At 64.5% G+C, this 24,856-nt stretch carries 13 protein-coding genes and 6 pseudogenes; 1 reads left to right on the top strand and 18 read right to left on the bottom strand.

From position 1 onward, the window contains the following. Positions 1-190 precede the first annotated feature (190 nt). The 17 genes and pseudogenes from lpxC to rsmH form a co-directional block, all read right to left on the bottom strand. Positions 191-1,150, bottom strand: a complete 960-nt coding sequence (gene lpxC / locus ACFXS9_RS26510) for a UDP-3-O-acyl-N-acetylglucosamine deacetylase (RefSeq protein ID WP_392693722.1) — start codon at positions 1,148-1,150, stop codon at positions 191-193. Positions 1,151-1,500: 350 nt separating this feature from the next. After that, entirely contained in the window at positions 1,501-3,258 is a 1,758-nt protein-coding gene (ftsZ, locus tag ACFXS9_RS26515; RefSeq protein ID WP_392700019.1) for a cell division protein FtsZ, read from the bottom strand. A gap of 114 nt (positions 3,259-3,372) precedes the next feature. After that, positions 3,373-4,690: pseudogene (gene ftsA, locus ACFXS9_RS26520) on the bottom strand (cell division protein FtsA). Next, the gene (locus ACFXS9_RS26525; RefSeq protein ID WP_392693725.1) at positions 4,687-5,676 is read right to left on the bottom strand and encodes a cell division protein FtsQ/DivIB; all 990 of its coding nucleotides are present in this window, start codon (positions 5,674-5,676) and stop codon (positions 4,687-4,689) included. The pseudogene ftsA and the gene ACFXS9_RS26525 overlap by 4 nt, the downstream one beginning before the upstream one ends. Positions 5,677-5,985: 309 nt before the next feature. After that, positions 5,986-6,978, bottom strand: coding sequence for a D-alanine--D-alanine ligase (locus ACFXS9_RS26530; RefSeq protein ID WP_392693728.1), 993 nt, complete (start codon positions 6,976-6,978; stop codon positions 5,986-5,988). Between the two features lie 51 nt (positions 6,979-7,029). Next, positions 7,030-7,951, bottom strand: a pseudogene (murB, locus tag ACFXS9_RS26535) (UDP-N-acetylmuramate dehydrogenase). 2 nt (positions 7,952-7,953) lie between these two features. Next, positions 7,954-9,357 carry a UDP-N-acetylmuramate--L-alanine ligase gene (gene murC / locus ACFXS9_RS26540; RefSeq protein ID WP_392693731.1) on the bottom strand — a complete coding sequence of 468 codons (1,404 nt, stop codon included), beginning with the start codon at positions 9,355-9,357 and terminating at the stop codon, positions 7,954-7,956. Positions 9,358-9,533: 176 nt separating this feature from the next. Continuing rightward, positions 9,534-10,634: an undecaprenyldiphospho-muramoylpentapeptide beta-N-acetylglucosaminyltransferase gene (gene murG / locus ACFXS9_RS26545; RefSeq protein ID WP_392693734.1), complete on the bottom strand. Its 1,101-nt coding sequence runs from the start codon at positions 10,632-10,634 to the stop codon at positions 9,534-9,536. A 38-nt stretch (positions 10,635-10,672) separates the two neighbouring features. Next, on the bottom strand, positions 10,673-11,824 hold the full coding sequence (gene ftsW, locus ACFXS9_RS26550) for a putative lipid II flippase FtsW (RefSeq protein ID WP_392693737.1): 1,152 nt from the start codon (positions 11,822-11,824) through the stop codon (positions 10,673-10,675). A 139-nt stretch (positions 11,825-11,963) separates the two neighbouring features. Next, positions 11,964-13,412: a DUF5107 domain-containing protein gene (locus tag ACFXS9_RS26555; protein ID WP_392693740.1), complete on the bottom strand. Its 1,449-nt coding sequence runs from the start codon at positions 13,410-13,412 to the stop codon at positions 11,964-11,966. 107 nt (positions 13,413-13,519) lie between these two features. Next, entirely contained in the window at positions 13,520-14,920 is a 1,401-nt protein-coding gene (murD, locus tag ACFXS9_RS26560) for a UDP-N-acetylmuramoyl-L-alanine--D-glutamate ligase (RefSeq protein ID WP_392693743.1), read from the bottom strand. A gap of 4 nt (positions 14,921-14,924) precedes the next feature. Further along, positions 14,925-16,031, bottom strand: coding sequence for a phospho-N-acetylmuramoyl-pentapeptide-transferase (mraY, locus tag ACFXS9_RS26565; protein WP_057847013.1), 1,107 nt, complete (start codon positions 16,029-16,031; stop codon positions 14,925-14,927). Positions 16,032-16,213: 182 nt separating this feature from the next. Next, on the bottom strand, positions 16,214-17,596 hold the full coding sequence (gene murF / locus ACFXS9_RS26570; RefSeq protein ID WP_392693747.1) for a UDP-N-acetylmuramoyl-tripeptide--D-alanyl-D-alanine ligase: 1,383 nt from the start codon (positions 17,594-17,596) through the stop codon (positions 16,214-16,216). Further along, positions 17,593-19,050, bottom strand: a complete 1,458-nt coding sequence (locus ACFXS9_RS26575) for a UDP-N-acetylmuramoyl-L-alanyl-D-glutamate--2,6-diaminopimelate ligase (RefSeq protein WP_392693750.1) — start codon at positions 19,048-19,050, stop codon at positions 17,593-17,595. The genes murF and ACFXS9_RS26575 overlap by 4 nt, the downstream gene beginning before the upstream one ends. A gap of 47 nt (positions 19,051-19,097) precedes the next feature. Then, positions 19,098-20,848: pseudogene (locus tag ACFXS9_RS26580) on the bottom strand (peptidoglycan D,D-transpeptidase FtsI family protein). Continuing rightward, positions 20,845-21,236 (bottom strand): annotated as a pseudogene (locus tag ACFXS9_RS26585) (hypothetical protein). The pseudogenes ACFXS9_RS26580 and ACFXS9_RS26585 overlap by 4 nt, the downstream one beginning before the upstream one ends. Before the next feature lie 2 nt (positions 21,237-21,238). Further along, positions 21,239-22,232 (bottom strand): annotated as a pseudogene (gene rsmH / locus ACFXS9_RS26590) (16S rRNA (cytosine(1402)-N(4))-methyltransferase RsmH). Between the two features lie 464 nt (positions 22,233-22,696). On the opposite strand from rsmH, the gene ACFXS9_RS26595 reads away from it, so the two are divergent. After that, complete coding sequence (locus tag ACFXS9_RS26595; RefSeq protein ID WP_392693753.1) at positions 22,697-23,563, top strand: N-acetylmuramoyl-L-alanine amidase; 867 nt, start codon at positions 22,697-22,699, stop codon at positions 23,561-23,563. A 38-nt stretch (positions 23,564-23,601) separates the two neighbouring features. Here ACFXS9_RS26595 and ACFXS9_RS26600 read toward each other — a convergent pair. Then, positions 23,602-24,842, bottom strand: a pseudogene (locus ACFXS9_RS26600) (RNA polymerase sigma factor). Between the last annotated feature and the right edge of the window lie 14 nt (positions 24,843-24,856).

Consider the following 24,856-nt stretch of genomic DNA (forward strand, 5'->3'; position numbering starts at 1 on the left):
TGTGGTGCAACCGCAGGCCTCTGTAGCCGAAAATTGGTCCTCGACCAACCGAATACGCAGCCAATTCGCCCGGATTAAGGCGGCGGAACGGCGTCCTTATCAGTTGTGGTTACTACGGAAAACGCATGTGGGCGGCCCGAAAAGTCCGGCGTTCGGAAAGCCAAAAATCAACAGATTCCGCAAGCTAAAGTCAGGAAACGTCCGGACCATAGGCCGGGGCGATCATGCCGCCCACCATGCCTGCGCCGGCCTCGACATGGGCGCGGGGACGGCGTGCCGGTTCGGCCTCGACCACCCGCCAGGCGCTGCGATCGGCCAGCAGGGCGGTCAGCACGGCGTGGTTCAGCTTGTGGCCGCCACGTACCGAACGGTAGGCGCCGAGCAGCGGCAGACCAGCCAGGGTCAAATCACCGACCGCATCCAGCGCCTTGTGGCGGGCGCACTCATCGCTGAAGCGCAGCCCTTCGGTGTTGAGCAGGCGGGCTTCGTCGAACACCACCGTGTTCTCAAACGAGGCGCCACGCGCATAACCGGCGCTCCAGAGTCGCGCGACGTTGTTCATGAAGCCAAAAGTCCGGGCGCGGGAAATCTCGCGGCGGAAACTTTCGGGGCTTAGATCGATGGAATATTTCTGGCAGCCGATCATGGCGTTGTCGAAGGCGATCTCGACCTCGACGCGGAACCCGTTGCCATGCGGGCGCAATTCGCCAAAGCTGTCGCCGATCGCGACCTGCACAGGCTTCAGCACCTGAATGAAGCGGCGGGACGCCGACTGGGTGACGATGCCGGCTTGGTCGATAGCCGCAACGAAAGCCGCCGCGCTGCCGTCCATGATCGGAACTTCGGGGCCGTCGACTTCGATGATGGCGTTGTCGACACCCATGCCGCGCAGGGCAGCAAGGACGTGTTCGGCGGTGGAAACCAGCGGCCCCTCGCGGTCGCCAAGAACGGTAGCAAGGTCGGTGGCGGTTACGGAGGCGGCTACTGCGGGAACCTCGCGGTCGGCCTCATCCAGCCCGGTACGGACAAAAACAAAACCCGCATCCACAGGAGCAGGTCCAAGCGTAAGGCTGACAGGTAATCCGGAATGAACGCCAACGCCCGTTACGGTGGCTTGCGACCGAAGCGCGGTTTGGCGGCTGAATTTCATCGATAACTGCCCACTACCCGACTTAACCCAAAGACGGGAACCGCGCGCTAGCGCCGATTCGCGTTCTAGGCATCCCCAAGTCACGGCAGACCATAGTCATTGCCCTAAGGTGCACAACTCACGCTTCTTTACGGATTGTTACCCTATCTCTGCCGCATTCGCGCCAAGGGTTAACCAAACTCCGATACGGCCAGACGCTGTCCGAGCTTCGGTATCGGATCACGAAATGAACAATTAATCATTTAAAATCAGTTGGTTGGCCAGCCCGCTGAATCTCGGCACAAGCCAAAGAGAAGGGCCCCGACTATTCCAGCCGGGGCCCTTTGGATCACCTCGATTGTAACAAAAGCTCAGTTGGCTTGGCGTCGGAGGAAGGCCGGGATATCAAGATGGTCGTCGCCCTGTGGCCCCGGCGCAACAGGTGCCGGGCGGCCGTGGGCGTCCAGACCCTGCGGCGCCGGGCGCTTTGCATACTCCGATACCGGCTCGTGATTCGCCACTTGCTGGGCGACGGTGCGCTGCGGCTTGCGTTCGGGCAGCGGCGCCATCGACGGGCCGGAGGCACGTGCCGCGATCGGCGGCTCGGTCTCTTCGTCGCGGCGGCCGAGGCCGACATTGGCGAGCCGCTGCAACAGCGACAGCCGCGTCTTCTGCGGATGCTCCTCCTCAGGCTCGCCGCGGGCGTGCCGGATCTCGGCCTGGGCGGGCATCGGGAGGTCCTCGAACTTCGGCATCCGCGGCGTGCGGGCCGGCGGACGTTCGGCCGCCTGCGGGATGAAGGTTTCGGGCGCCGGCGCCTCCGGCTCGACGCGGGCGGCCTCCTTGTGATCCGGGAACAGCGTCGGCTTTTGTGCGATCGGGCGAACCGTGACGTCTCCATAGGAGGCTGGCTGGATCGGAGCCTGTTGCGGCGTCTCAACCGCCGCAGCAATCGCGGCAAGAGCTGCTCGCTCGACGTTGCCGCGCTGCGCCGGCGCGGCGGCAGGTGCCGCCGCCTGCGGCGCAGCCGCCGGCTCGAGCTTCTGGGCGCGTTCGGCCAGGCGCGCATTGTCGGCGCGCAGGCGAGCGGTCAGTTCGGCCAGCCGGTTGTCCGGCGAAGCGGTGATGGGAGTGGCGGTGGTGGCAGACGTGGTGCCGGTGGCACCGGTGCCCGCGTTGCGCGCAATCTGCGACTGGTCGATGCCGGTGGCGACCACGGAGACGCGGATGATGCCGTCGAGCGATTCGTCGAAGGTGGCGCCGACGATGATGTTGGCGTCCTGGTCGACCTCCTCGCGAATCCGCGTCGCGGCTTCGTCGACTTCGAACAGCGTGAGGTCCTTGCCACCGGTGATCGAGATCAACAGGCCGCGCGCCCCCTTCATCGAGCTGTCATCGATCAGCGGGTTGGCGATCGCGGCTTCGGCCGCGGTCAGCGCGCGCTTCTCGCCGGTCGCCTCGCCGGTGCCCATCATCGCCTTGCCCATTTCCCTCATCACCGCCCTTACGTCGGCGAAGTCGAGATTGATCAGGCCTTCCTTCACCATGAGATCGGTGATGCAGGCGACACCCGAATAGAGCACCTGGTCGGCCATCGCGAAGGCGTCGGCGAAGGTGGTCTTTTCGTTGGCGACCCGGAACAGGTTCTGGTTCGGGATGATCAAAAGCGTATCGACCACCTTGTGCAGCTCGGCGATGCCGGACTCGGCGGTGCGCATGCGGCGCTGGCCTTCGAAATGGAACGGCTTTGTGACGACGCCGACGGTGAGAATGCCCATGTCGCGCGCGGTCTTGGCAATCACCGGAGCGGCGCCGGTGCCGGTGCCGCCGCCCATGCCGGCGGTGACGAACACCATGTTGGCGCCCGAGAGATGGTCGCGCAGCTCGTCGATCACTTCCTGCGCCGCCGCCGCGCCGACATCAGGCTGGGACCCCGCGCCGAGGCCCTGCGTCACCTGGGTGCCCATCTGCACGATGCGCTGGGCCTTCGACATCGTCAGCGCCTGCGCGTCGGTGTTGGCGACGACGAAATCGACCCCCTGCAACCCGGCAGTGATCATGTTGTTGACGGCATTGCCGCCTGCTCCACCGACGCCGAAGACGGTAATCCGCGGTTTCAGCTCACTGATGTCAGGGGGGTCAGATTGAGTGCCATGGTTGCCTCTCTTACGACGCGCGCGTTGGTTCGCCCCGGCCGGCGGCCGCGGGATTTGGTGAAAATCGTTTGGTCACAGGACCGGTCATCAGAAGCCCTCCCGAAGCCATCGTCCGACCTTGCCAAAATAGCCGTCTGTCCCTGTCTTGAGCTGCCGCGTATGCCGCGGTTCGACGTGTTCAAGATGAGCGTATTGCGGATAGACCAGGAGGCCGGTGGGAACCGCGAACGAGGCGCTCTTGGCCTCGTTGGGCAGCCGGCCGAAACCGAGCGGGCGGCCGATCCGGACCGGCCGGTTGAGAATGCGCGTGGCGAGTTCGACGGTGCCGGTGAGCTGGGAAGCCCCGCCGCTCAACACAACCCGCGCCCTCGGCTCTGCCGCAAGGGGAATCCGCGAGCCGGTCCCGGACCATTTCAAAAATCTCCTCGGCGCGATGCCGGACGATGTTGGCAATCGTGGCGCGCGAGACGATCTGCGGGGCATCGTGTTCCTCGCCCGCCGTCGGTACAGACATCAGCTCGCGCGCGTCGGACCCGCCGGTCAGCACGGTGCCATATAACGTCTTGATTCGCTCGGCATCCGCAATGCATGCGCCGACGCCGCGTGCAAGATCCATTGTCACGTGCTGGCCGCCGAGCGCAAATCCGCTCGCGTGCACGAAGCGGCCGCCGGAATAAGTCGCAATCGTGGTCGATCCGGCCCCCATTTCGACCACGGCGGCGCCGAGATCGGCCTCGTCGTCGGTCAACACGGACAGGCCTGCGACATAAGGACCTCGCCGCCATGGCCTCGACGTTGAGGTGGCAGCGCTCGACCACCAGCATCAGGTTACGGGCGACGGTGGCGTCCGCCGTCACGACTTGCATGTCGACGCCGAACTGGCGCGCAACCATGCCGCGGGGGTCGCGGATGCCCTTGACGCCGTCCAGCGCGTAGCCGACGGGGAGCGCATGCAGCACCGTGCGGCCCTCGCCGGTGGCATGGCGCATGCCGGTGGAGGTCACCCGGGTGACGTCATCAGAGGTGACCGAGCCGCCTCTGATATCGGCGGCGGCCTCAACAAGCTGTCCTGCAGCCGGCCGCCGGAAACCGACAGCAATATTGATTCAACGCGGACCTTGGCCATGCGCTCGGCCAGCGCCACCGCCTGCCGCACCGCCTGCTCGCATTCGGCGAGATCGACCACGGCGCCCGCCTTGACGCCGCGCGACTGGATCTGGCTGTAGCCGATCAGTTCCACCGCATGGGTGCGGCCGCGCAGCGCGTCGCTCGGCGGCGACGGCTTGAGCCGCGCGATCATGCAGGCGATCTTGCTGGTGCCGACATCGAGCGAAGCCACCAGCGCCGTGCGCTTGTGGTCGACAGGACGTGTCTTCGGGGTCTGGTTGCGATCGAGGCCGGTCATGCTGAATCACCGGCCTTCTTCTTGGTCTTCTTGTCCTTGAACAGTTCTTCGCGGGCCTTGGCCGCCTCTTCCGACAATTGCACCGTCAGCCGGTCCGGCAGGCGCATGTCGACGGCGACGATGTCGCGCGAGAACAGCCTGTCCTCCTTGTCGAGCTTGCTCAACATGGCAAGCGCGTTGCCGACGTCGTTCTCCGGCAGGCGAATGTCGAGGCCGTCCTTCAGCCGCAAATTCCAGCGCCGTTCGCCGACCAGGATTGCAGCCTTGGTCACCGAGCGGACCTGCGGATAGCGGTCGAGCAGCGCGAGGAAATCACGGGCCCTGACATCGGCGCCCTTGCCCACAACCAGTGGCAGCGTCACGAAGCGGCGCGACACATAGGGTTCCAGCACCGCGCCGTCCTCGGAGATCACGGACAGCTTGCCGTCCTGCTGCCACAGCGCGAACGCCGTGCGCTCGACGATGTCGATCTGCAACTGGCCAGGATAAAGCTTCAGGATGGTCGCCTCTGATATCCAGGGGTTGGCCTTGAGCTTGTCGCGCACGGTGGCCGCGTCGAGAAACAACAGCGAGGAGCGGCCACTGACGCCGCCGATCGCGAGCACCTCGTCCTGGCTCAATTGCTTGCGGCCGTTGATGGCAACCTCGGTGATGCGGAAACCGGCTGAATTGGCCAGCGCATTGCGGGTATCGCTGAGCGCAACCATGAATTCGTCAACGTGACCGCCCTTGACGATGCCGAGGCCAGCGCTGCCGAGCAGCATCAGCACGGTCAAGGCAATGCCGGTACGATTCGGCAAATAGCGTTCGACCATAAGGACCAGGCGATTCGGCGGTTCGCGATCGATTATGGGCTTCGCCGGGACGCGGGCGCGACGGCCCAGCCGCTCGCGCAGCAGCACGACCGCTCCAATAGCGGCTGCTTTCAGGTCAGCCTGGGGCCCCACCGATCTCACCGACCGCGTGAGGCGTCCTGCACCATCCATTGCACGAGCCTGTCCAAGTGTTGTTCCCGCAAGCTTTTTTGCGGGTCCTGGCCCAGATGACGTCTCGGCGTTGCCGGACTTAAGTGCTGACCTGAAGTCGGAACAGCGCACCCCGGCAGCCAAGCGCCACATGCGCCGCCAGCGTTAACCTTCGTTCTTCCTGGTAAACAAAGTGTAAAAACGGGGGCTGGTGATGCGCTTTGACCCGTCTTTTGAGTGGTTTGCCGGACAATTCTTAGGATTTTAGCAACATTTCTCGTGGCGAGGTTAGTTCCGGGTTAACGGCCTGTTAACGGGCCGTCCGGCCGGTCACGCCCGCTCCCGGCTGCGGCGTTCGGCCAAGGCGATCTGATCCCGCAGGAAATCCGGAAACTCGATCCCCTGGGCCTTGAGCGCCTTCGGGTAGAGCGAGGCCGCAGTCAGCCCCGGCAAGGTATTGGTTTCGAGGTAAACCGGCCCGTTCGCCGAGACGATGAAGTCGGTCCGGGAATAGCCGCTGCAGGAGAGCGCTTTGTGCGCCCGCAGCGCCTGGTCCTGCAGTTGCGCAGTGATATCAGGGGAAAAGCGCCCCGGGCAGATCTCCTGAGTCGATTTGAGCAGATATTTGGCCGTGTAGTCGAAGGTGCCCTCCCCCGGGACAATCTCGATCGGCGGCAGCGACATCAACGCACCATCCGACTGCTCCAGCACGCCGCAAGTTGCTTCGACGCCCGCGATGAAGGGCTCGATCAGATATTCTTCGATTCTAGCGGCGTTGCGGACCGCGACCAGGTCCTGCTTGGCGTTGACGAAGATCAGGCCGTAGCTCGAACCGTCTCGCGCTGGTTTAGCAATCAGCCTGCCATATTCGGCAAAGGCAGCGTCAAGATTTTCCAGGGGTACGCCGGCCGGAGCCGCGACACCGGCAATCGCCGCAAACCGTTTCGCAGCGACCTTGTCAAAGGCGAGGTTCGACGATGCCGAGCCGGACCCGGTGAAGGGAATGCCGCGCATTTCGCACATCGCCTGCAGTTCGCCGTTCTCGGCACGGCCGCCGTGGAGCCCGAGCACCAGCACACGGTCTTCCGCGGTCGCCTTGTCGAGCGCCGCTTCCAGCGCGATACCGCAATTGCCCGGCTTGAATTCATCCTCGAAGGGACGCGAATGCTCGAGCAGCGCCTTCGAACTGACCTCGTGAACGGTGTCTGCCACATGCCAGAACCAGAGATCGGCTTCCGGCAACGCGCGGTGCAGCGCCTGCGCGGTCGCCACCGAAACCAGCCGCTCTTTATTGGTGCCGCCAAAGAGAATGGTCGTTCCCATCAGCCTTTACCTATCCGTCATTCCGGGGCGATGCGGAGCATCGACCGGAATCTATGCGGAAATCCCGATCCGCTTGATTTCCCAGTGCAGCTCTATGCCAGAATTCGCTTTAACCCGCTCGCGCACGGTTTCGCCCAGCGTTTCAATATCATGCCCGGTGGCGTTGCCGGTATTGATGAGGAAATTGCAGTGCATTTCCGAGACCTGCGCCCCGCCGACGCGAAGCCCGCGGCAACCGGCGGCGTCGATCAGTTTCCACGCGCTGTTGCCGGGCGGATTCTTGAAGGTGGAGCCACCGGTCTTTTTCGCGAATCGGCTGCGCGGTTTCGCGATGGCTCTGCACCTCGTTCATCCGGGCGCGAATGGCTTCGGCGTCCGTGATCTGCCCGCGAAAGCGCGCGGAGGTGAAAATGACTGATGGATCGACGCCGCTGTTGCGGTAGACGAACTTCATGTCGGCATTGGAGAAAACATGCTTTGTGCCGTCGCGGCCGATGCCGATCGCCTCGACCAGCACATCCTTGGTCTCGCTTCCGTTGGCACCGGCATTCATCCGCAAGGCGCCGCCGATGGTGCCGGGAATGCCGAAGAAGAATTCCATGCCGCCGATATTGGCGGCCGCCGCCGTTTCCGCCACGCGCTTGTCGAGCGCAGCCGTTCCCGCGCTCACGATATCGCCCGCGGCCCTGGTCTCGCCAAACCCCCGCGGCGACAGCCGGATCACCACGCCCGGCATACCGCCGTCGCGCACGATCAAATTGGAGCCGACGCCGACCACATAGACCGGCAATTCCTTCGGAAGCAGCTTTAAGAAATACGCGAGATCGTCTTCATCCGCCGGCGTGAACAACATTTGCGCCGGCCCGCCGACGCGAAACCAGGTCAACTCGGCGAGCGACTGGTTAGCCAACAGCCGCCCGCGCAATTGCGGCATCGCGGCTTTCAGATCGGAGGTGAGGTCGGGAAATGCCACTGTTACCCCAACGCCTTCAATTCGCCGGGCAGCGCGTAGGCCCATTGCGTGATGTTGCCGGCTCCTAAGCAGACGACGAGGTCGCCGGGGTTGGCGATGCCGCGGACGACTTTTGCGAGTTCCGTCGAACTCGGCAGCGGGATCACTTCACGATGGCCATGCGCGCGCAGGCCGAGCACAAAATGGTCGCGGTCGATGCCTTCGATCGGCGCCTCGCCGGCCGGATAGACCTCGGCGACGATGACCGCATCGGCATCGTTGAAGCAGGTACAGAACTCCTCGAACAGCGACTGCAGGCGGGTGAACCGGTGTGGCTGCACCACGGCGATGATCTTGCCGCCATAGGAATCGCGCGCAGCCTTCAACACTGCAGCGATCTCGACGGGGTGATGGCCATAGTCGTCGATCACGGTGACGCCGTTCCACTCGCCGGTGCGGGTGAAGCGGCGCTTGACGCCGCCGAATGCCGCGATTGCCTTGCGGATCGCTTCGTCGGAGATGCCGAGCTCGTGCGCCACCGCGATCGCTGCGGTCGCATTCGACGCGTTGTGCCGGCCCGGCATCGGCAACACGATGTCCGTTATCTCGTGCGTGGCCTCCGTCTTGCGGTTGCGGATGGCAACCTTGAACTTCGATCCGCCGGCGATCGGCGTCAGGTCCATCAGCCGCGCATCGGCCTGCGGGTTTTCACCGTAGGTGATGATGCGGCGATCCTCGATCCGGCCGACGATGCTCTGCACCACCGGGTGATCGATGCACATTACCGCAAAGCCGTAGAACGGCACGTTCTCGACGAAATTGCGGAACGCGTCCTGGATCGCCTCGAAAGTCTTGAAGTGATCGAGATGCTCAGGATCGACATTAGTGACGATGGCGACGTCGGTCGGCAGTTTCAAAAACGTGCCGTCGCTCTCGTCGGCTTCCACCACCATCCAATCGCCCGCTCCCAGCCGCGCATTGGTGCCATAGGCGTTGATGATGCCGCCATTGATCACGGTCGGGTCGAGATTGCCGCCATCGAGCAGCGCGGCGACCATCGATGTCGTCGTTGTCTTGCCATGGGTGCCGGCAATCGCGACGCAGCTTTTCAGCCGCATCAGCTCGGCCAGCATTTCGGCGCGACGCACCACCGGGATGCGCTGCGCGCGGGCCGCCATCAGCTCGGGATTGTCGCGCTTGATCGCGGTCGAGACCACGACCACATCGGCGCCGTCGACATTCTCGGCCTTGTGGCCGACCGAGACCTTGACGCCCTTCTCCCGCAGCCGCGCGACATTGCCGCTTTCGGAAGCGTCCGAGCCCTGCACGGTGTAGCCGAGATTGACCAGCACTTCGGCGATGCCGCTCATGCCGATGCCGCCGATCCCGACGAAGTGAATGGGTCCGATCTCGCGCGGCAGTCTCATGGGCTTGTCCTTGGCCGTCGTCGCCCGCCTTGTGCGCAATTGCGCATTGGGCGGGTCGATCCGATATTCCGCGAAGCCAGTATTCCTAAGAGCCAAGGCTCAAATCAGGCGCCGCGGCATACTGGATGCCCCGCTTTCGCGGGGCATGACAAGCGCTTTTTGAGCCGACGTGGACGTCAAATTCCCGCCGTTTTCATCACCAGATCGGCCAGCCGTTCCGCGGCATCGAGCCGGCCGACCTGGCGGGCGGCGGCGGCCATCGCGGTCAGCCGGGCGGGCTCGGCGGCAAAGGCAGAAATTTCGGCGGCCAGCCGGTCGGAGGTGAATTCTCCTTGCGGAATCCGCAAAGCGCCGTCCACCTTCGCCAATACGCCGGCATTGGCGAACTGGTCCTGGTCGATCGCCCCTGGCAATGGCACCAAAATCGAGGGCCGGCCGATCGCGGCGAGTTCCGCCACGGTGCCGGCGCCGGAGCGCGAGACCACGAGATGGCTGGACGCCAGCCGCGCCGGCAGGTCGGTAAAGAACGGCGCAAGCTCGGCCTTGATCTTGAGCCGGTCATAGATCGCTCGCACCCGCGCCATGTCTTCCTCGCGCACCTGCTGCGTCAGGACGATGCGGCTCCACAGCACCGGCTCGAGCCGTTCGATCGCACCCGGCACGATGTCGCTCATCACCCGCGCGCCCTGGCTGCCGCCGACCACCAGCAAGCGCAGCGGCCCGTTCGGTTCCGGAGTCGCAAACGGCTGCGCGGCGGCGGCAAGAATCGCCGGGCGCATCGGCGTGCCGACCGTGGTGGTCTTTCCCGCGAGCGAGGGATCGCGATCGAGCACGCCGGGTAGCGAGGTCGCGATCGCATTGACGCGCCTGGAGAGAAAACGGTTGGCGCGGCCGAGCACGGCGTTGGCATCATGAATGATGCCGGGCACGCCGAGCAGCCGTGCCGCGATCAAGGGCGGCAGCGTCGGATAGCCGCCGAAGCCGACCACGGCCGCGGGCTTCAGCCGCCGCACCAGGTTGAGCGCCACGCCCGTTCCGTAGCCGAGCATGATAATGGTGCGCGCCAGCGACAACGGATTACGGCCGCGCACGGTCTCGCTCGGCACCACGTCGATATTGTCGCGGGTAAAGAGCCCGCTATAGCGCAGCGCGCGAGCGTCAGTCGCAAGCCGCACGCGCAAGCCCCGCTTGATGAGCTCAACCGCGAGCGCCTCAGCGGGAAACAAATGGCCGCCGGTGCCGCCGGCAGCCAGCAGAATGAGGGGCGTGTTGTCCATGGCTTCAAATAGCCGACGCCGCAGCGCTAGTCACGCCCTCAGGCGTAGCCGCGCGCCACGCCGGCCGCGTTCATCGATTCCACTTCGGTGCGCGGGCGCTGCCGTGTCAGCGCCAGCATCATGCCGACGCCATAGGCCAGCGAAATGATCGACGAGCCGCCATAGGAGATGAAGGGCAGCGTCATGCCCTTGGCGGGGATCAGTTGCAGATTGACCGCCATGTTGATGGCAGCCTGCATCCCGAACAGGATCGCAAGTCCCGACGCCGCAAAGCGCGAGAACATGTCCTCGCTCGCGTAGGCCCGCGTCAGCGTGCGGATCACGACGAAGGCGAACAGCCCAACCAGCGCCAAGCACAGGATGATGCCGAATTCTTCCGCCGCCACCGCGAACACGAAGTCGGTGTGGCTGTCCGGCAGGCTGCGCTTGGCGATGCCTTCGCCGGGGCCGAGCCCGAACCAGCCGCCGTTCCAGAAAGCTTCCATCGCCATGTCGACCTGAAAAGTGTCGCCGGATGCCGGATTCAGGAAGCGCCTGATGCGGCCCGCAACGTGCGGAACCAGCAGATAGGCGCTGAACAACCCGGCCATCGCGACGCCGGCAAGGCCGGCCACCCAGATCATCCGCATGCCTGCGATGAAGAACAGCGCGCCCCACACCATCAGGATCAGCATGGTCTGGCCGAAATCCGGCTCCATCACCAGAAGCGCCACCAGCGTCAGCAGCAGCGCCATCGCCATCGAGGTCGCCGGCATTTCCGGCCGCTTGGTCGATTCCGCAAACAGCCATGCCGCCATCACGACGAAGGCGGGCTTGGCGGATTCGGAGGCCTGGATGTTGACGCCGAGCAGCGTGATCCAGCGCCGCGATCCCTTCACCTCCGCACCGAAGACGAGCGTCACGACGATCAAGAGAACGCTCACCACGAACACCAATAACGCAAGACGGCGGATCTGCCTGGGCGGCAGGAACGATACCCCAATCAGCACCAGGAGAGACGGCAGCAGGAACAGCATGTGCCGGCTGAAGAAGTGGAACGGATCAAGCCCGATCCGCGTCGCCACCGGCGGGCTCGCCGCCAGCGAGAGAATTACGCCACCCAGCATCAGCGCCATGATCGCGCCAAGCAGCAGCTTATCCACGGTCCACCACCAGTCCGAAAACGGGGTGCGTTGGTCACGGGCGAGCATGGGCGTCCCCAAAATGGCAGAGGTAACGCCCATTGGTGGCGCAGGATGGTTTATGGGGGTTAATGAGATGGGTAACTTTTGAGAGATCCGGCAGCGCCACGTAGGATGGGTGGAGCGAAGCGATACCCATCCAGTCAAATTACTTCATTTTTGTCTCGGCCGCGATCAGCTCTTTGCCGTCCATGGTCGTGATCGTCAGCCGCACCTGATCGCCGCTGCCGCCGGCAGGAAGCGGCGCAGAAATGCGATTTCCGTTCTTCGGGTCGGCTGTCACGGCGCCGTTGAACAACATCGCATCGCCGCGCTTCAAGGTTACGCGCAAAGGCGTGGCCGGTTCGATACTGAAGAACTGAAGATTCACTTCAGAAGCCATGGCTGAGAAATTGATCAGGATACTCTCGTTCGCATGCGTGACGTTGCTCATGCCGACGATCGGGCTGTAGGTCTCCGTAACAGACATTTCGCCCCGTGCGGGAAGCTTGGCGCGGTGGAAAAACTGGTCCGACACGCCCGCCCACAATTCGACGTAAGGCCGAGCTTCGCTCGGGCCCTTGCGTGCGTCGGTTTCGTTCGTGAACGACGGAAATCCCCACGTCCACATCTTCAGGCCGCGCGTGACCCTATTGTCCGCGATGCGGATGATCCCCTCCTCGTTGTCGTGATTGATCACACCCCAGAAGTTCCCGCCCTGCATATCGGGCGCCGCGTACGCGATGCCCATTGTTGGCCAGTTCTTGAAGTAGCGCAGTTTTTCGAAACGGCTCTTGCCCGGACCCAAACTCTCCTCGCCATCGGACAGATTGCTCGACCAGCCGGGCGTACTGTAGCTCTCTATCGGCGCGATGATTTCTGCGCCGCCGGTCGTCTTGGGGTTGTTCGGGTCCGATCCCGGCGCGAGCGTCGTGCACGTCCAGTATTCGTAATCGACCGCTTTCGGTTGCGGATTTTTCAGGACCACGCGCGCATCGAGCGCAGCGCGGTCCGCTTTCAGCGTGACGTAGTAAGTCGCTTCGATACCCGTCGATGCCTTGAGAAACTGCGTTGGTGCCGCCGAATACGCAAAATCATCCTTGAGCGACATCGATACCGTCACTTCGCCGGCACTTTCCCGTTCCACCTTGAAATCCCACGGCTTCAGCCATGTCTTGCCGTGCTCGGGATCGGGAAATGTGGGGAAGATGCCGCCATACACCATCAGCCAGTCGTAATAGAAAACGCCGGCCTTCATCCCGTAGGGCACGCCTACTTCGGTGCGATAAAGTTGTTCGTGGCCGGTCGGCTTGTAAATGATGGACAGAATGCGTCCGCCAAATTCGGGCAAGAGCGTTACCTTCAGATAACGATTCTCGAGCACGTAGGTCTTGAACGTGCGAGCGACGATGGTCTTCTTGTCGAGCGACCCGCTGACGAAACCGTTCTCCGCAGAGGTTGCGTACTGGACGGTGCTCCACGAAATCGTCGACTCGCTGAGAGACACTCCGTCGGACGCCAGCGCAGCGGCACCTACCACGCCATGAAACGCAACGATCACCGATAGGACTGCAACCGCGAAGCTGATACGGCGATGCGAGCGAGTATGGATTGCCATTTACGCCGCCCTCGAATGCGCGGGGTGTAGGATGGGTAGAGCGCAAGCGAAACCCATCAATCCGGTCGGGCAGCGATGGGTTTCGCTACGCTCTACCCATCCTACAATTAAACCACCGGCTTCACGCCGGGCATCGCCGTCACCAGATCGCGGAATGCGGCACCTCGGATTTCGAAATTGCGGTACTGGTCGAACGAGGCGCAGGCCGGCGACAACAGCACCACGGGATCGACGAGCCCTGACGCTTCGGCGTCGCGAGCGGCGTTGGCCACTGCCACATCGAGCGTCTCCGAAATCTCGTGCGGCACGCGCTCGCCCAGCGTTCCCGCAAACTCCTGCGCGGCCTCGCCGATCAGATAGGCTTTTCGGATGCGCGGAAAGTATTCGGCGAGCCCCGTGATGCCGCCCTGCTTCGGCTTGCCGCCGGCGATCCAGAAGATGTCGGCGAAGGACGACAGCGCATGCGCGGCGGCGTCGGCATTGGTGCCCTTGGAGTCGTTGACGAACAGCACGTTGCCACGGCGGCCGACCTGCTCCATGCGGTGCGCCAGCCCCGGAAAGCTGCGCAGACCGTTTTGCAGGGTATCGATGGAGATGCCCATCGCCAGCGCGCAGGCCGAAGCGCATGCCGCATTCTGCGCGTTGTGCAGGCCGCGCAGCGAACCGATGCCGCCCAGCCTTGCGATCTCGTTGCGCGCGCCGCCGGAGGCCTGCACGACGGTTTCGCGCTCGACATAGACGCCGTCGGGCAAAGGATTCCTCACAGAGATCCGCACCACGCGTTTTCCCGCCTGGTCGAGGCGATCGGCGATGTTGCGGCACCAGATGTCGTCGACGCCGACGATGGAGGTGCCCTGCGGCTGCACGCCGGCAACCAGCCGCGCCTTCACGGCGGCATAGTTTTCCAGCGTGCCGTGGCGATCGATATGGTCTTCGCTGACATTGAGGAGAATGCCGACGGAGGGATCGAGCGAGGGCGCGAGGTCGATCTGATAAGACGACATCTCGACGACGTGCACACGTCCCATCCGCGGCGGCTCCAGCGAGAGGATCGCGGTGCCGATATTGCCGCCCATCTGGGTATCGTAGCCCGCGACATCAATCAGATGCGCGATCAGCGCCGTCGTGGTGGACTTGCCGTTGGTGCCGGTGATGGCGACGAATGGCGCATCCGGCGCGTGACGGCGGCGCTCCCTGCAAAACAGTTCGATGTCGCCGATCACCTCAATGCCGGCCTGCTGCGCCATCAGCACGGACCAATGCGGCGCCGGATGCGTCAGCGGCGCGCCGGGGGTGAGGACCAGGGCCGAGAAATTCGACCACGACACCGTGCGCAGATCGGCCGTGGTGAAACCGGCGTGCGCCGCCTTGGCGACATTGTCGGCGCTGTCGTCGCCCGCGATCACTTCCGCGCCGCCGGCCTTGAGCGCGTGGCAGCTCGCCAGGCCCGAACCGCCGAGGCCGAAGACGGCGACCGTCTTGCCTGCGAAGGAAGTGATGGGAATCAAGCGATCACCGCAGCTTCAGCGTGGAGAGGCCGGCGAGTGCCAGCATCACCGAGATGATCCAGAACCGGATCACGATCTGCGGCTCTGTCCAGCCCTTCTGCTCGAAATGGTGATGCAGCGGCGCCATCCGGAACACGCGTTTTCCGGTCAGCTTGAACGAGGCCACCTGCACGATCACGGAGACGGCTTCCAGCACGAACAACCCGCCGATCACGGCGAGCACGATCTCGTGCTTCACCGCAACCGCCGTGGCGCCGAGCATGCCGCCGAGCGCGAGCGAGCCGGTATCGCCCATGAAGATCGAGGCCGGCGGCGCGTTGAACCAGAGGAAGCCGAGGCCCGCGCCAAGCACCGCGCCGCACAGCACCGCGAGCTCGCCGGTGCCGGCGACGTAGCGGATCTGCAGATAGTCCGAGAACACCGCGTTGCCGGTCAAATACGAGATCATACCGAAACTGGCGGCGGCGATCATGACGGGCACGATCGCAAGCCCGTCGAGACCGTCGGTCAGGTTCACCGCGTTGCCGGCGCCAACGATGACGAAGGCGCCGAAGATCACGAAGAACCAGCCGAAATTGATCACGACGTCCTTCAGGAAGGGCACCGCGAGCGAGGTCGACGTCGCATCGCGGCCGAGCCGCACCAGCGCGTAGCAGGCCGCGAGCGCAATCACCGCTTCGATCAAAAGCCGCAGCTTGCCGGCAAAGCCGCTATGGCTCTGTTTGGTCACCTTCAGATAGTCGTCGTAAAATCCGACGAAGCCGAAGCCGAGCGTCACCGCGAGCACGATCCAGACATAGGGGTTGAGCGGATTGGCCCACAAGAGCGTCGCCACCACGAGGCCCGACAGGATCATCAGCCCGCCCATCGTCGGCGTGCCCTTCTTGGAGATCAGATGCGACTGCGGGCCGTCGGTGCGGATCGGCTGGCCCTTGCCCTGCCTGAGCCGCAAGTGATCGATGATCCAGGGCCCGAACAGGAAGACGAACAGCGCGCCCGTCACCATCGCCCCGCCGGTGCGGAAGGTGATGTAGCGAAACACGTTGAAGAAGCCGCGGAAGATGCCGAAACCGGGAACAGTATTGGAAAGCTCGATCAGCCAGTAAAACATTCAGGTAGGCCCTATCACGGCTTGGTTGCGCCGCCTTTGGCGGCAAGCGCTCCGGGGACGCGTTCGTTCCGGGAATGCCTTGATAATCGTTTTCATCCTCAAACCAAGCAAATCTTGGTCATGCATGGGGTATTGACGAATCGCCTCTCGCGGAAGCAACGGGCGCCGCCGGGCGCGCCAGTTTACGCCTTTGCTTGCAAGGCGGCCAGCAGCCTCGGCACAAACTTGTTCACCCAGAACATTTTTTTGCTGCCCTTGACCACCACGACGTCGCCGTCCCGCAGCAATGCGGCGATTTGTTGGGGATCTAGCGTCGTCGGATCTTCGTGCCAGCCAAGCGCCCGCTCTGCCGGTACGAGGTCGTACAGATGGCGCATCAGTGGGCCGACGCAGTAGATGCCGTCGAGGCCCGGCAGGTCCTTCGCGAGTTTCTCGTGATAGGCCGGCGCATCGGCGCCCAATTCCAGCATGTCGCCGAGAATGGCAATGCGCCGGCCTGATTTCACCGGCCGCGCCTTCAGGCTGCCGAGCGCGGCCACCATGCTGGCCGGGTTGCCGTTGAAACTGTCATCGATCACGGTGACGCCGTGGGCCTTCTGCTCCACGCCGCGGCCGGTCATGATACCGACATCGCCGAGTTCCTTCGCCAGCGCCGCCGGATCGAGCCCCGCGGCATGGATCGACGCCAGCGCGGCCAACGCGTTCTGCAGACGATGCGGCGCACCGGGCGTCAGGCCGAATTCGATGCGGCTGCCGTTCACCTGCGCGGCGACGTTCCAGCTCTCGCCTTCCGGCGTATGCCTCAACGCGTGAATATCCGAACCTTCGCCGAAGCGAACGACCTTGCCGTTCCATTCCGGCGCCGCCACGTCTTCAGGCAACACCAGCACGCCATCTTTCGGCAGACCCTGCGCGATGCTCACCTTCTCGCGCCGGATCGCCTCCAGACTGCCAAGCTTTTCCAGATGCACTGGCTGCACGTTCACCACCAGCGCGACCGTCGGTTTTGTCAGCTCGCTCAACCGCGCGATCTCGCCGGTCTGGTTCATGCCCATCTCGACCACCCACACGCTCGCTCGCGGGCTGGCGTTGCACAGCGTCAGCGGCACGCCCCAGAAATTGTTGAAGCTGCTCGGGCTGGCATAGGCATTCGGATAGGCGGCAAGGAATTCCTTGGTGCTGGTCTTGCCCGCGCTGCCGGTGAGCCCGATCACCGGGCCGGCAAAGCGCGCCCGCGCGGCGCGCGCCAGCGCCCACAGGCCATCGATCAGCGTATCCTTGACGATCAACTGCGGAACGCGGACGCCGTCGATGGCGTGCGGGACGATCATCGCCACCGCACCGGCCGCCTCGGCCTTGTCGGCGAATTCCCAGCCGTCGCGCGCGCTGGCAAAACTGGAGATGAAGCCGCCGCTCGGGATGCCGCTCAACGCCACGAACAGGCTTCCGGGCTTCACCAGCCGGCTGTCCTGCGTGACGAAGTCAATCGGCGTGTCGGGGTACTCGCCTGACAGCCCCAGCGCGCGCGCAACCTCGGCAATCGTCCACAATGGAGTCGCGCTCATGCCATCCTCGCTGCGAGCGCGGCCGCCACCGCCTCGTGATCGCTGAACGGCAAAACCTTGTCGCCGACGATCTGGCCGGTCTCGTGCCCCTTGCCGGCGATCAGCAATGCATCGCCAGGCTGCAGCGCCGCAATCCCCGCCCGGATCGCTTCCGCGCGATCGCCGATGTCGGTTGCGCCCTTCGCCGCCGCCAGAATGGCAGCGCGGATTGCAGCCGGATTTTCGCTGCGCGGATTATCGTCGGTAACGATGACCTGATCGGCATTCTCGGCCGCGATCGCGCCCATGATGGGACGCTTGCCGGCGTCGCGGTCGCCGCCGGCGCCGAAGATCACGACGAGCTTGCGCTTCGCGTAAGGCCGCAGCGCCCGCAGCGCCTTGGCCAGCGCATCCGGCTTGTGCGCGTAATCGACGAAGATCGGCGCGCCATTATGCTCGCCGACCCGCTCCAGCCGTCCCTTGGCGCCTTCGAGATGCTCGAGCGCCTCGAACACCTCAGCCGGCTCGCTGCCGGTGGCGATCGCGAGTCCTGCGGCGACCAGTGCATTCTCGATCTGGAATTCGCCGACCAGCGGCAGCTTGATCGTGTAGTTGCGCCCGCGATGCGTCAGCGCCAGATCTTGCGCAAAGCCTTCGACGGTCGCACCAACAAGGCGGATGCCTTCGCCGGCGCCATCTGCGTTGCCGCCGACGGCGATGATCCGCAAGCCCCGCGCCTGCGCCGCCTCGATCACTTGCTGCGAACAATCATGATCGGCCGAAATCACGGCCGCGCCATCCGGCATGATCAGATCGCGGAACAGTCGCAGCTTGGCAGCAAGGTAATGCCCCTCATCCGGATGGTAATCCATATGGTCGCGCGAGAGATTGGTGAAGCCGCCGGCGGCGATGCGCACGCCGTCGAGCCGGAACTGATCGAGCCCGTGCGAGGAGGCCTCGAAAGCCAGATGCGTCACGCCATCGCCCGCAATCTCGTCGAGTTGCCTGTGCAGCGCAATCGGATCCGGCGTCGTCAGCGAGCCGTAGACCGTGCGCTTTTGCGACACCAGACCGATGGTGCCGATGCTGGCAGAAGCGTGGCCGAGCCGCTCCCAGATCTGGCGCGTGAACGCCGCGACCGACGTCTTGCCGCTGGTCCCGGTCACCGCCGCGATGGTCGCGGGCTGACGCGGATAAAATCTCGCCGCCGCCAGCGCCAGCGCACGGCGCGGGTTCGGCGTGACGACGAAGGGAACGCGGGCGTCCGAAGAGACACGCTCGCCGGCTACCGCAACGGCACCCGCCTTGACCGCGGAATCAATGAAGCGCGCGCCGTCGGTTTTGGTCCCTGCGAGCGCGAAGAACAGATCACCGGGCTTCACCGCGCGGCTGTCGACGCTAAGGCCTTTCACATCGACAGCTTCCGCCTGCGGCTCGATCGCAGCGTCATCGCTGAAGAGGTCGCGAAGTTTCATCTTGTTCCAGTCCGGCCCGGCGCGTCTCGCGCGCGTGACAGTACGCCTTACTGGGTTGTCTTCGATGCTGCAAGAATAAGGCGGTCGGACGGCGGCAGGTCGAAGCGCGGTTCAATGCCCAGGAGTGGGCCGATGCGGGCAATCACCTTGCCGCCGGTCGGCACCGCGTTCCAGCCCGAGGTGATGAAGCCATGGGTTTCCGGCAGCGCCTTCGGCTCGTCCAGCATGACCAGCAACTGATACTGCGGATTGTCAGCCGGGATGATCGCGGTGAAGGAATTGAGCACCTGTTTCTTGGAATAGCGGCCGTTGACCACCTTTTCCGAGGTGCCGGTCTTGCCGCCGATATAGTAGCCCTTCACGTCGGCCTTCTTGGCGGTTCCGATCTCGGCGTTCAGCCGCATCAGATAGCGCATCTTCTCGGAGGTTTCGGTTCGGAGCACCTTCTTGGCGATGGCCCGCGCCTCCTCTTCCGACCGCTTGAGGAAGGTCGGGGAATCAGGAGACCGCCATTGATGCAGGCATTGATGCCCATCACCGCCTGCAGCGGCGCCACCGCGATGCCATGGCCGAAGGAAGCTGTGATGGTGTTGAGCTCGGTCCAGCGCTTCGGCACGATTGGGGATGCGCTCTCCGGCAGCTCGGTGCGCAGCCGGTCCATCTGCCCGAGCTTTTTCAGGAATGCCTTGTGGGCTTCCACGCCTTGCGCCAGCGCGATCTTGGCCGCGCCGACGTTGGAGGAGAAGGTGAACACTTCCGACAGCGTGATCGCGCGGCCGACCGGATGGGTGTCGTGAATGGTGAACTTGCCGAACTTCAGCGTGCCACGCCCGTCATAGAGCGTGTTGAGGTTGGCCTTGCCGGAATCCAGCGCCATCGCCAGTGTCAGCGCCTTGAAGGTCGAGCCCATTTCGAACACGCCCGTGGTCAGGCGGTTGATGCGCTCAGGATCGTGCGCTTCTTTCGGATTGTTCGGATCGAAATCCGGCAGCGACACCAGGGCTACGATCTCGCCGGTCCTGACATTGGAGACGAGGCCGGAAGCTGCCTTGGCCTTGTACTTCTCTTTCGCCTTCAACAATTCGTCGCGCAGCGCGTGCTCGACGCGCAGGTCGATCGACAGTTCCACCGGCTTTTGCAGCCGATCGGTGGCGAAGCCGGCGCGGTGCAGGTCGGCCAGACCGTTATTGTCCAGCCACTTCTCCATCCCGGCGATGCCCGCGTTGTCGATGTTGACGAGGCCGATCAGATGCGCGACCGCGGCGCCGGTCGGATAGACGCGCTTGTTCTCGCGCAGGAAACCGATGCCGGGAATGCCGAGCTTGTGAATGTCGTGCTGCTGTTTTGGCGTGATCTCGCGTTTCAGCCACACAAATCCCTTGCGCGACGACAGGCGCGTGCGCGCCTCCGCGGTGTCGAGGTCCGGCAGCGCCGCGGTCAAGAGTTCGATTGCCTCGTCCTTGTCGATGATGCGCCTGGGCTCGCCGAACAGGCTCGGCGCCTTGACGTCGGTCGCCAGCACCTCGCCGTTGCGATCGACGATGTCGGGCCGCGCGGTTGCAATCGCGTCCTGCGAGGCGGCGCGGCGGCCGCCGTGGCTGTCGGCGCCGATGGCGAACATCACCAGACGTCCGGCCAGCACCGCATAGATCGCCGCAAACAGCAGGATCGCAAGGCCCACCCGCGCCCGCGCCTTGACGGCGCGGTCGACGTTGCGCCCATAGAGCAGGCTGCGGATCAGCCGCCGCCGCCACGGTTCCGCGGGCCTCCTGAGGTTGGCAAGCGCGCGGCCGGTCATTGCCGATCTCCTGGTGCGGACACGGAGCCGGTTGTGGGCGGCGCCTCGGCGGCAGCCTCGATGGTGTTGATCATCGCGCCGATCGGATCGGGTGCACCAGGCCGAGCAAAGCCGGCGGCCGTTCCGGCAAGTTCTTCAGTTGGTCATACTGCGTGGCGACCAGCGGCTTCAGGCTGAGATGGCGCTCGGCAAGTCCCTGCAGCCGCAGCGGCGCATCGAGCTTGGCCCATTCCGCGCGCAGCGCCGCAATCGCATCGCGCTGCTCGCGTATCTCGGCGTTCAGCCGCAGCACACGCTCGACGCGCGCGGTCGATTCCATCTTGATCCGGTAGACATAGGCGGCTGCGAACACCAGCACGGCGATGACGAGGAAGTGGATGATCCGCATGATCAGCCTCCCCTCATCACGTCGGCAAGCGTAGGCCACGCCGGCAGGCGGCCTGCTGCATGCGCCGGCGCGGCGGTGCGCTCGGCAGCGCGCAGTTTCGCCGAACGCGCGCGGATTGGCGGCAAGCTCGGCTTCACCGGGGGTAACCGGACGCTTCGTCAGGATCTGAAAACTCGGCGCCGCCTGCGCCACTTCGGGCAAATGCCGCGAACCGCCGCCAGCCTTGCCGCGCGCGTTGAAAAAATCCTTGACGATGCGGTCTTCCAGCGAATGAAACGACACGACCGCCAACCGCCCGCCGGGCTTCAGTACGCGCTCCGCCGCCGCCAGCGCGAGATGCAGTTCGTCGAGCTCGGCGTTGACGAAGATCCGCAAGCCCTGGAACGTCCGCGTCGCCGGGTGAATCTCGTTGGGCTTTGAGCGAACCACCCTGCCGACGATATCGGCCAGTTGTTGGGTGGTCGTAATCGGCGCCTCTTTCCGCGCCGCCACGATGGCGCGCGCCACGCCGCGGGAATGGCGCTCTTCGCCAAAGATGTAGATGATGTTGGCGAGATCGCTCTCGGAGGCCTTCGCCACCACATCGGCCGCCGTCGGCCCGTCGTGGCCCATCCGCATGTCGAGCGGGCCGCCGAGCCGGAACGAGAAACCACGCTCGGCCTGATCGAGTTGCATCGAGGAAACGCCGACGTCCATCACGACGCCGTCCACGGCAGGCACACCTTGCGCCGCGCAGATTTCCGCCAGGTTGGAGAATCGGTCCTCGACCAGGGTCAGCCGGCCGCCGGACTGCTCGACCAGGTCGAAGCCGCCGGCCACCGCCGACCGGTCGCGGTCGATGCCGATGACCTGTGTTCCCGGGATATCGAGAATCGCGCGGCTGTAGCCGCCGGCGCCGAAGGTCGCGTCGACATAGACCCCGCCGTCCCGGGGATCGAGCATCTCGACCGCCTCGCGGCCGAGCACCGAGATGTGGCGCGGCGCAGCCGGGGTCATGCGCCGTCCTCTGGCGTTTTCCAGTCTGCAGTACGAAAACTGGACGCGAACGGGCCCATTGCGCCTCAAATCTCTGCGCTTCGCCAGGCTTTTCCGGCCAAATGGCCGCGAACAGGTGGGATTGCCACCCCTAGCCCGGCCCCGCGACCCCTCATTTCCAGACGGAATTTGCTGGGTTGCCATGGCATTTTCGAGCGTGAAAGAGGGCCTCGGCCGTCCCCAACCCGGTTCGGCTATTCATCACTTAGTAACGGCACTTAGCGTTAAGAAAGCGTTGATGGTCGGCCGCGGGTTTTCCGCGCTTTCGAGACCTGAAAAAGGGTGATGCGCCTCGCCCACACCTGGTCAAAATACGAGAGGGAACTCGGCCGCCGCATTGCGCGGGCACGCGGTAAATGAATAGTAAACGATATTGCCGTTTGAACACGATGTTGCCGCTCTGCCGCCCGGTTTGGGTTTAAAAAATGGCTTCTGGTTCGTTCACACCTGCTGGTATTGATTCGAGGCGTCAACGCGCCCTTCCCGTTCCCAGGGCCAACGCCGACATGAAGATCTTTACCCCGGATTCCTCGATCGCATCCGACGTCATCCCGTCGCCGAACTATGGCGACCGCAACAACGGCCGCGTCGCCGATATGATCCTGCTGCACTACACCGGCATGCCGGATGTGAAAGGCGCGATCGCCCAGCTCTGCACCCCCGGCACTGACGTCTCAGCCCATTACATCGTGCTGGAGGACGGCCGCATCGTGCAGTGCGTGCCGGAAGCCAAGCGTGCCTGGCACGCTGGCGTATCCTCCTGGGCCGGCGAGGAAGACATCAATTCCTGCTCGATCGGCGTTGAGATCATCAATAGCGGCCACGACTGGGGCTATCCGGATTTCCCGTCGCGCCAGATCGCCGCCGTAATCGCGCTGTGCCGCGGCATCATGCTCCGCCGCAAGATACCCGCCCATCGCGTGCTTGCGCACTCCGACGTCGCGCCGGCGCGCAAGAAGGATCCCGGCGAAAAATTCCCGTGGCACTTGCTGGCGAACTCCGGTGTCGGCCATTGGGTGCAGCCGGCGCCGATCGTGCGCGGCGAAACGCTCAAGCTCGGCAGCATCTCAGACGGCGTCGCCAACATGCAGGCGGCGCTCGCCAAATACGGCTACAACATCCCGACCCACGGCAAGTTCGACGGCCCGACCATGGAAGTGGTCACCGCGTTCCAGCGCCACTTCCGCCCTGCGCGCGTCGACGGCATCGCCGATCACTCGACCATGAGCACGCTGCACGCGCTATTGGCGAGCCTGCCGGCGGAGGCGATGACGACGGTGGCGGCGAGGTAGTTCTCTCCGTCATCGCAATGACGGAATGATCTCCGGTCTCACCCCAACTCCGCGATCCGCCGCGCATAATATCGCCGCGCAGCGGCTCAAGCTGCGTTGCCGCGGTCGCGGCCAGATAGGCTTCGCGCGCCGCATCGCGCTGGTGCAGCCGGCGCAGCAGATCGGCGCGCACGGCCGGCAGCAGTTCATAACCTTTCAGTCCGCCCCGCGCCTCCAGCGCATCGACCAGATCGAGCGCGCGTGCCGGGCCGTCGACCATCGCGATAGCAGCGGCGTGGTTGAGTTCAATCACCGGCGACGGGCTGATCCGCAGTAGCACTTCATACAGCCCCGCTATCTGCGGCCAATCGGTATCTTCATAGCTCGGCGCCCGCGCATGCAATGCGGCGATTGCCGCCTGCACCGCGTAGGATTGCGGCCGCCCCGGTATCCGCAACGCATCCTCCACCAGCGCCAAGCCCTCGGCGATCTGGCGCTGGTCCCACAGGCTGCGGTCCTGCTCTTCCAGCAGCACGATGTCGCCGCCGGCGGTCTCGCGGCCGTCGCGGCGGGCATCGTGCAACAGCATCAGGGCGAGCAACCCCTTGATCTCGCCACGCGCTGGCATCAGCGCATCGAGCAACCTCGCCAGCCGGATTGCCTCGCGCGCCAGATCCGGCCGCATCAGATCCGCGCCGGAGGTGGCGGCATAGCCTTCGGTGAAGACGAGATAGATCACGGCGAGCACGCCGCGCAAGCGCGGCTCCAGCGCCTCGCGTTCCGGAACCTCATAGGGAATGCCGGCTAGGCGAATCTTCTGCTTGGCACGCAGCAGACGCTGCGCCATCGCTTCCTCGCTGGCCAGAAATGCGCGCGCGACCTCGGCCGTGGTAAGGCCGCATACCGTTTTGAGCGTCAGCGCGACCTGCACTTCGATAGCAAAGGACGGATGGCAGCAAGTAAAGATCAGCCGCAACATGTCGTCGTCGACGACCCCGGCGTCGGATGGCTCGCACGGCTCGGACGCATTCAGCAGCAACTCATGCGTCAATTCCTGCTGCTTGCCGCGGAACGCGATGTTGCGCCTGACGCGATCGACCGCCTTGTTGCGACCGACATTGACCAGCCACGCACGTGGATTGGACGGCAGGCCGGCGGCGGGCCAGCGTTCCAGCGCCACTGCAAACGCATCCTGCAAGGCATCCTCGGCCAGATCGAAATCGCCGACGAGGCGGATCAGCGTGGACAGCGCCCGCCCCGCCTCGTCGCGAAAGATTCTTTCGATCTCGCGTGGTGTCATGCCATCGCTGGACG

It is taken from the genome of Bradyrhizobium sp. RDI18 (assembly GCF_043203335.1).
Lineage (GTDB): Bacteria > Pseudomonadota > Alphaproteobacteria > Rhizobiales > Xanthobacteraceae > Bradyrhizobium > Bradyrhizobium retamae.